Raw genomic sequence first — 2820 nt, 5'->3', positions numbered from 1 at the left:
GAGCTGGGCGTCCAGGGCGTGGGCCGCGAGGAGTTGCGCGGCCGGATGGTGTTGATCCGTCATTCGCTGAACCAGGCGCGAACCGTACTGCACGACCTGCTGGACATCCCGGTCAAACACGAGGAGCGCTCGCAGCTCGACGTCAACTCGGTAATCGAGGACAACCTGCGGCTGTTGGGACACCACCTGATCGGCCGGATCAAGGTACGCCGCGAGCTCGAACAGCTGCCGTCGATCACGGCCGGCCGCTCGGTGATCGACCAGGTAGTGTTCAACCTGTTGCGCAACGGTGTAACCTCGACGCCCAATGGCGGCAGGCTGCTGATCAAAACCTACGCGGGCACCGAATGCATCCTCATCGAAGTCGCCGACTCGGGCGAGGGGATTGCCGAGAGCCTCGTGGCCGAAACCATCTCGCCCGCCGTCGATCACACCGGCGAGGGCCTGCCCAACTACACCGTGGCGCACCGTCTGGTCAACGAAAACGGCGGGAGCCTGAGCATCGACAGCAAGCTGGGCTACGGCACGCTGGTGCGGGTCCGGTGGCCGCTGGATCGTTCGAGCGAAGTGCAGCACCCGTTGCTTGTGCTCGACGAACAAGAGACCGAGGGCTGACTATGCGGCGCGACATCTCCGGTTCGCTACTTTCACTGTTGATCGAGACGGCCGATGCATGTGAAGTCGATCAGTCCCGTCTGTTCGCCGCCGCGGCCCCGGACATCCGACGCTACACCGCGCCGCATCGTTTCTTCGCCTTCGAGACCTTCGAGCAACTGCTAAGCGCGCTTGCGTCGTTGGCCGACGGTCGGGCCGCCCCGATATCGATCGGGCGGCGTTTCATGACCCATCCGCAGTTCGGCCTGGGACGGCTGGCCCTCCCCGGTATCGACCAACCCGCCGACGTGATCAGGGCCGGAGTGATGCTGCTCGAGGAATCGATCCGGCCGCTGAAGGTCGCATCCCAGCCCGTGGGCCGCCGCACGCACCAGATTGCGCTCAAGCTCGACGACCGGCTGCCGCTGACGCAGTCGATCTCGGCGTTCCTGGTCGGAACAGTGCAGGGATTGCTCGATATGATCGACGCCCGGCGCAAGCGAATGGAGCTGCTCGACCTACAGCTTGCGGTGGAACAGCACCGGCCGGCGCCGCACATTAGCTTCGAGATCGGCGCGGGAAACGGCCTGTTCAAACTGATCCACAACCCCAAGGACCCCGAGGGCCCTGTGGTCGAGCGCCATCAGCTCGGGCAGCTGTCCTCGGACGGCAGCTTTGTGCTCAACGGCGTGCGCTACGGCGCGCCGCGCTCGCTGATCCAGCTCTCCTTCCGCCCGCGGACCCGGCGGCTGATTCAGCACGCCTGCTCCGCCTCGCCGGTCAAGGGCGGCCCGGACATGCGGCAGATGATCCGCGAGAACCGCGACGCCCTGCTGTCCATGGGACGACGGTCCGCGGACCTCGAACGGCGGGTCGAGGGCTTCAGCCGGATCACCGAGACGGTCAATATGTTCATCAACCAGATCAAGGCCGTGCCCAGCCTCAGCGAGTTGATCCAGCTGCTGGCCACGGCCACCTGCGGGCCGTTCGGCTTTGACCGCAGCCTGATTTTTCTGGTAAGCGACGACATGCTGAACATCGTCAGCTCGCACAATCCCTCCGACAGCGAGTGGGCCCAGGTCTGCTACTCGAGCCTGCAGGCCTCGCCGATCCGCCTGGTCAAAGGATTGTACGAGTTCGACGTGCTCGATGACGGTCGGCCGCGAGCGGTGAACAACGCCTCTCAGGATCAGCAGGTACCGCTGGTGCTCAAGAACTCGTGGAATTCCTCCTCGTACGCGCTCGTGCCGATCAGAGGCCGCGAACGCAGCATGGGACTGCTGCTGGTCGACCACTATTACAAACGGCGCGAGATCAATGAGGACGACCTGGATATCCTCAACTCGGTGAGCAACATCTCGGGCCTGGCCCTGGACAAGCTGTTGGTGATCGGCAGCCTCGAGGAGAAGGTCGACGAACGAACCCGCGCGCTCTCCAGCGCCAACAAGAAACTGACCCAGCTCTACCAGCGCGCCAAGGAGTCCGAGCACCTCAAGTCGATGTTTCTGGCCAACGTCAGCCACGAGCTGCGCACGCCGCTGAATTCGATCATCGGTTTCTCCAAGGTGATCCTCAGCGGCATCGACGGCGAGATCAACGACCAGCAGCGCACCGACCTGACCGTGATCCACAACGACGGCGTGCACCTGTTGGGGGTGATCAACGACATCCTCGACCTGACCAAGATCGAGGCCGGCCACATGGAGCTGCAAGCGGAAATAATGGACCTGGGCTCGACCATCGAGGACGTGGCGCGCACTGCCGCCGGGCTGCTGGGCGACAAGCCGATCGAGCTGCGGGTGGAGCTGGAGGACGACTTGCCGTCGATCTGGGCCGACCGGATGCGTGTAAGGCAGATCCTACTCAACCTGGTCAGCAACGCGATAAAATTCACGGACGAGGGGAGTGTCAAGATCAGCGCCTCGGCCAGGCCCCAGGAAGTGCTGGTGGCGGTCAATGATACCGGCAGGGGGATGAAGCCCGAGGAGATCCCCGTGGCGTTCAGCGAATTCCGCCAGCTCGACAACACGCCGGGGCGTCGCGCCGGCGGCACCGGCCTGGGACTGACGATCACCAGCAGCCTGGTCGCAATGCACGGCGGCCGGATCTGGGTCTCGTCCGAACCCGGCGTGGGATCGACATTCTACTTTACGCTGCCCATCAAGCCGACCGAGGCCGAAGGGGTGGATCAGGGGAATATAAATTGAGCACCAGGATTTTATACAT

Annotated in this window: 2 protein-coding genes; both read left to right on the top strand. The window is 63.8% G+C overall.

Annotation, left to right across the window (positions count from 1 at the left end; genetic code table 11):
- A partial coding sequence (locus P9M14_04825; protein MDP8255051.1) for an ATP-binding protein occupies positions 1 to 615 on the top strand: 615 nt, incomplete at its 5' end.
- A gap of 2 nt (positions 616 to 617) precedes the next feature.
- On the top strand, positions 618 to 2801 hold the full coding sequence (locus P9M14_04820; protein MDP8255050.1) for an ATP-binding protein: 2184 nt from the start codon (positions 618 to 620) through the stop codon (positions 2799 to 2801).
- The last annotated feature ends 19 nt before the right edge of the window (positions 2802 to 2820 follow it).

Source organism: Candidatus Alcyoniella australis, from assembly GCA_030765605.1.
Lineage (GTDB): Bacteria > Lernaellota > Lernaellaia > JAVCCG01 > Alcyoniellaceae > Alcyoniella > Alcyoniella australis.
The sequence above is the reverse complement of the archived record's forward strand: the minus strand, read 5'-3'. Positions and strand labels throughout refer to the sequence as shown.

Excerpts from the sequence above, each read along its gene's own strand:
- P9M14_04820 (MDP8255050.1), top strand. The coding sequence starts at position 618 with ATGCGGCGCGACATCTCCGGTTCGCTACTTTCACTGTTGATCGAGACG.